Raw genomic sequence first — 6,296 nt, 5'->3', positions numbered from 1 at the left:
GCGGGAGTTTTCCGAAGCGGGCTTCGTTCGGCGCTACGGCATCCTGCAACAGGCTGACTGGAACTGTTTCGAGAAGTCGCTGCTGGGTTTGTGGAGTGACGTAAAGCAGGTTTTCGCACTGATGGCGGACCTGCAGGCCAATAGCGAAAAGCTGCTTGAGTATCTGACCGAACAGGAGCTCGAAGCACTCCTGAATGTCCCCGCCGATGCCATTGCCAAAGTGCTGCTGGTGTTAAGCGACGAACCGTTGATGTTCATCCATCTGGCGGCCTTCACCAGTTGGTTGCGGATGCTGCCGCCGCAATTCATCGCTGAAGTCGTGGCGGAAATTCGCACAGAGATTCTGGTGAGTTTCCTGCTGGTGGCGCTCACGGGTCCTACGGGCCTGAAGCTTGGAATAAGCGCCAAGGTGCTGAACCGGGTTAAATCGGACAGAGCACGAAAATGGCTGGCGGCCGCGGGTTTGCGTCTTGCAGAGCTGACAGCGCAGTCGGAACTTGCGCCGCACGCGAGCATGCTCAAACCACTGATGGTCAGCGCGCGCAATGCGCCGATCAAGCCTTCGCCGGTGGTTCCACTGCACATCACCCCTCGCGGCAGCCCGACGATTGAGGTCCGCAATCCGGTTGCAATTGCTCGTGAAAAATCCGCAGCGCAAACACGTCTTGGCCGGGTTGAAGAGCGCGACAACGCGCCGGATCAGGCGAAAAATCCTAACGGCGACAGTGCCGAGTCTGCTGATAAAACCGCGACCAACAAGTGTCCGGTTTCGATGGTTACCGGCGAGGAACTGCTGACGCTGGTTGATGGGAGCTTGGACGGTGTGTTGCCGTTCGACTTCACCCGGCTCTACCGCACCAGTGCCGTCGAGATCGATTGCGGGCTGGGGTTTGGTTGGAGTCATTCGCTGTCGCATCGGCTGGAGATGGCCGGCGATTCGGTCATCTGGATCGACCATGAAAACCGCCGTACGACGTTTCCGCTGCCCAGCGCTGAACGGCCGGCGATTCACAACAGTCTGTCGCGCGCGGCGATTTATTTGGGGGATTCGGGCGAAGAACTGATCCTGGCGCAGGTCGGTGACGTTCCGCGCTTTTATCACTTTCACAACGGCCGATTGAGCGCGATCAGCGATGCGTACGGCATCCGCTTGCGTCTTTCGCGTGATCGTCAGGACCGCATTCAGCGCCTGGATAACGGCGCGGGCCGGGCGCTGTTGTTGCGTTATGAGCGCAGCCATTTGATCGCGGTCGACTATCAGGTGTTCGTGCCGGCGGTCAGTCTGGATGAGGCCTGGCAGACCGAGCAGACGCTGGTTTCCTACCGCTACGACGCCTGTCATCGGCTGATCCAGGCGACCAACGCGCTCGGCGAGAGCGAGCGTTACGACTACGACGATCAGCACGTCATCCTGCAGCGGCAACTGGCCGGTGGGGCGAGTTTCTTCTGGGAGTGGGAAAAGTCCGGCAAGGCGGTGCGATGTGTCCGGCATTGGGCGTCGTTTGCGCAGATGGAAGCGCGTTATGTCTGGGATGACGCCGGCAGTGTCACGGTTATCAATGGTGACGGCAGCGAAGAAGTCTATGAACACGATGATCGGGCGCGGCTGGTGCGCCGGGTCGGGCTGGATGGCGGTGAGCAGCTCAAGGCGTATGACGATCAGGGTCAGCTAATCGCCGAGCAAGATGCGCTCGGCGCCATCACGGAATACCGCTACGACGACGTCGGACGTCTGGAAGCCCTGATTCCGCCGGACGACGACCCAACGTCCTACGAGTATCGCAACGGTTTCCTGCACGCGCGCTATCGCGGCAAAGCGGTGTGGACATATGAGCGCAATGCTCAGGGCGATGTCACCGAGGCGATCGACCCGGACGGTCAGGTCACCCGCTATTACTACAACGACAAAGGGCAGCTGCACACCATTCGTTACCCGGACACCAGCGGGCATCTGTTGGTGTGGAACGATCTGGGGCAACTGGTCGAAGAAACCCTGCCGGATGGCGGCGTGCGGCGGTTTTCCTACGATCTGCTGGGGCGCCAGACAACCCGGCAGGACGAACACGGCGGCGTCACCCGCTACCAGTGGGACGCCGTTGGCCGACTGCTGCAGACGACATTGCCGACAGGCGCCAGTCGCGCTTACGGCTACAACGCCTACGGCCAGATCACCGGTGAGCGCGATGAACTGGGCCGCTTCACCCGCTATGAATATGCCGATGATCTGCACCTGGTCAGCCGGCGCATCAATCCCGATGGCACCCAGCTCAACTATCGGTACGACAACGCGCAGCTGCTGCTGACGGAAATCGAGAACGAATCCGGGGAAAAATATCAGCTGGACTACACGCCCGGCGGATTGATCCGACAGGAGATCGGTTTTGACGGGCGGCGCACTGCGTATGCGTACGACCTGAACGGGAAGTTGCTGGAAAAAACCGAGTTTGGTGATGACGGTTCGGTTCTGGTCACGGCGTATGAGCGGGATGCGGCGGGGCGTCTGCTGGTTAAAACCTTGCCCGATGGGATCAAGGTTACCTATCGCTACGACGGGTTGGGTCGCTTGGTCGGCGTCAATGACGGTTATGACCATCCGTTGGAATTTGAGTATGACCTGCAGGATCGGTTGATCACAGAGCATCAAGGTTGGGGCACGCTGCGTTACGGCTACGGCGCCTGTGGCCAGCTCAAGCGGATGCGCCTGCCGGATGGCAGCAAACTGGATTATCAGCACGCCAAAGGTGGTGCGCTGACGGGCATTGATCTCAACGGCGCGCGCCTGAGTTCACACACGTTCGTCGCGGGTCGCGAAAAAACCCGCCAGCAAGGCTTGCTGCTCAGCGAATACGCCTACGACGATCAGGGCCGTTTGCGGGCTCACGCTGTCAGCCAAAACCAGCGATCGCTGTATCGCCGGGATTATGCCTACAGCGACAACGGCAATCTCGAGCACATTGCCGACACCCGACACGGCCAGCGCAACTACCAATACGACCCGCTCAACCGCCTGATCCGAGTCCGTCACAGCCGCGATCAACAGCCCGAAAGCTTCGCCCACGACCCCGCTGGCAACCTGCTGATGCAGGACCGCTCCGGCCCGACCACCGTCAAAGGCAACCGCCTGCTGATGCAAGGCGACCGTCATTACGACTACGACGCCTTCGGCAACCTCATCCGCGAACGCCGCGGCACCGCGCAAAAACTCGTCACCGAATACCGCTACGACAGCCAGCACCGGCTGATCGGCGTCACCACTCCCGATGGTCGCAGCGCAAGTTACCGCTATGACGCGTTTGGCCGGCGCATCAGCAAAACCGTTGACGGGCACAGGACCCAATTCTTCTGGCAAGGCGACAACCTCGTCGCTGAAAGCGGTCGCGAACATTACCGCAGCTACGTTTACGAGCCCGGCACCTTCCGCCCGTTGGCCATGCTCGACGGCAAAGGCCCGAAAAAAGCCTGCCCGTTTTACTACCAACTCGACCACCTCGGCACACCGCAAGAACTGACGGATTACAGCGGCGAAATCGTCTGGGCCGCCCAATACACCGCCTACGGCCGCCTCACCCGCCTCAACCGCGATACCTGCCAGATCCTCGACCAGCCACTGCGGTTTCAAGGCCAATACGTCGACGCTGAGAGCGGCCTGCATTACAACCGGCATCGCTACTATGATCCAAGTGTCGGCCGGTTCCTGACCCCGGATCCGACTCGGTTGGCGGGGGGGCTGAATCAGTACCAGTACACGCGGAATCCGACGGGGTGGGTTGATCCGTTGGGGTTGGCTGAGTGCCCAGGTACTGGGAAGTGTAAGCAGACTGAGGGAGTTGAAGATCCGGCGGGGACGGCTAAGGTTGATGAGGGTTTGCCTAGGACCCCTGCGCCGAATCCGAAACCCAAAAATAAGTATTTATTTCGGGGAGACTCGCGAGAGCCGTCAGAAATATTCGATATTGGCTTTCAGCCTCGAGGTATGAGCATGGATCTTTTATTACACGCTAAGGACAACACCGATCCACCAAGCTTTTTCGTTAGCAGTTCGATTTCAGCAGAGGAAGCAAAAAAATTCGCTACAGGTCATGGAATTGATGATGGTTACGTATATGCATTAAAAAATATTGGTGGAATCGATGTAAATAAAAAACTTGGACCACTATCACCTCATAAGCGCGAGGTTGAAATTGCTTTACCCGGAGGCATTGATAGCCCAGACATCTTAGGCGCGACTCCGGTGTACGAAGACGGCAGCTATAAAGGCTATTCAACTCCCAACTGGAAAAGGAATCAATAATGAGGTCATTAGATATATCAATAGTAGTCGAGGGTGTAATTAAAAAAGCACAGATCGAATGCGACCGGCAAAAACTGTCTCTGGTTTTTAGAATGGAGTGCGGCATAACGAAATCATATTCCGCAGGCGACTTATTTATCTGCTTTGGCATGCTGAGAGCAGAATTTCCCAATATTAAATTTTTATGTAAGGGCTCAAAATTGAATGTGTACCCATCGAGAATGTCCTCGCAAATGTCTGCTGGAGTAGTGGCATATGAAATGGTTCTGGGCCGACCAGCTGAATCCGAGGATGTTGTTCGAATCTTCGATTTCGAGGATGAAAACATTACAAATAATATTGAAGAACAAGGAGATTTCTACAACAAGTGGATCGATTCGTTGACCGACTGATGAACGTAGTATTTTCATGAAAACAATAAAGATTTTTGCTACTTGACATCAATGAACGGGAGAATAAAACTGATAGCCACCCTTCATGTAACCATCAGCAAAGCAGGCAAAAAATAACCTGCTGAGCTGATTTGTGACAACAGCGCAGTATCCATCTCGTTTACGAGGCAAGCTGGGACAATAAAGACCTACGCTGATAGTGATTTTTATCGATGCTTCGGACAGCTGCGAGAAGACAACCCTGACATCTCCTTCCTGTGCAAAGGGGCCAAATTAAATGTGCATCCGTCCAGCATGTCGTCCCAAATGACATTAGGCCTAAAATCCTACGAATTAATTTTAGGGAAATCTGCCGAGCTGGCTGACTTGGTTCATATATTTGATTACGAGGAAAACAACTTAACAAACAATCCAGATGAACAGGAAGAGTTTTTCATGCAGTGGATTAAATCGGATAAATCACCGAGCCAACCACAATGAAAAAATGCGAAATCTTCATCCACACCGAGGGCTTTGTCGAACCCGCCTTGATAGAGGTGCATCGAACGACTGCTGAACTGAGGTTAATTATCGGCGATACAAAAAGTAAAATTTATACATCACATGATTGCTTCGAATCTTTCGGTTTATTGAGAGCCGACTATCCCAATATAAAATTTCTGTGCAAAGGCGCTAAGAGAAACGTTTACCCATCGACAATGTCCTCACAAATGTCCGCAGGGCTAGTGGCATACGAGGTAACAATGGGCAAGCGAACGGACACGGAAAATCTCGTAAGAATCTTTGACTACGAGGATACGGACCTTACGAATGATATAAATCTACAAAGAGAATTTTATTATAAGTGGTACGAATCTGTTACTGGGCTATCCAGATCTTCATATATAGCAAAATTTAAAGAGACATATGATGTGCGAAACGAGCCAAAAAGGGTCTAGCCATACCTGTGCCCTATGTCGGTCGTCGATTGCCCTCTGCCCATCTGCAATCCCACCAATTGCTCCACGGCAATACCTATTCCACTAATACTGGCGCCAAACTTCCCAGCATCCAGAAACCTATTGGCTAGCCTCCTGGCCACTGAGCCATTAATACTCATTGAGCCACCGCCCACTTACGGAGCATTGCGTGATATTGAGACCTCAGTCCTAACTCCAAGCAGGGAAATAAAAAAATGATAAACCTCGTTCATGTAAAAATTAATGTCGACGGACAGCAGGAGGATGCGCAACTCGTCTGTGAGAGCTCTGCAGTATCCATCATGTTCACCAGGAAGAATGGCTACAGCAAAAGCTACAGCGACCGAAACTTCTACAAATGCTTTGGACGTGTGCGTGAAGACCATCCTGACATTCTATTTCTTTGCAAAGGTTCCAAAATCAACGTCCACCCATCCAGCATGTCCTCCCAAATGACCCTCGGACTCAAAGCATATGAGCTAGTCTTGGGCAAAAGTGCAGAGCTCGCTGACCTGGTTTATATATTCGATTATGAGGAACGCGATTTGACAAACAAGCCAAAAGAACAGGAAGAGTTTTTCATGCAGTGGATAAAATCAGATAAAACCTCGGAAAACCTTAGTGACAAAGCATGATATCTCGATCCACTACAGG

Annotated in this window: 3 protein-coding genes; all 3 read left to right on the top strand. The window is 53.7% G+C overall.

What is annotated here, in order from left to right; genetic code table 11:
- Positions 1–4,291 (top strand): RHS repeat-associated core domain-containing protein (locus tag DU29_RS01000000129875; protein ID WP_033050498.1); only part of this gene is annotated, 4,291 nt, incomplete at its 5' end.
- The gene (locus tag DU29_RS0113975; protein WP_028622285.1) at positions 4,291–4,683 is read left to right on the top strand and encodes a hypothetical protein; all 393 of its coding nucleotides are present in this window, start codon (positions 4,291–4,293) and stop codon (positions 4,681–4,683) included. The genes DU29_RS01000000129875 and DU29_RS0113975, both read left to right, overlap by 1 nt.
- A gap of 1,174 nt (positions 4,684–5,857) precedes the next feature.
- Complete coding sequence (locus DU29_RS0113960; protein ID WP_028622283.1) at positions 5,858–6,277, top strand: hypothetical protein; 420 nt, start codon at positions 5,858–5,860, stop codon at positions 6,275–6,277.
- Positions 6,278–6,296: the final 19 nt, after the last annotated feature.

Source organism: Pseudomonas sp. Ant30-3 (assembly GCF_000690905.1).
Lineage (GTDB): Bacteria > Pseudomonadota > Gammaproteobacteria > Pseudomonadales > Pseudomonadaceae > Aquipseudomonas.
This window is presented reverse-complemented; position numbering and strand designations above follow the sequence as displayed.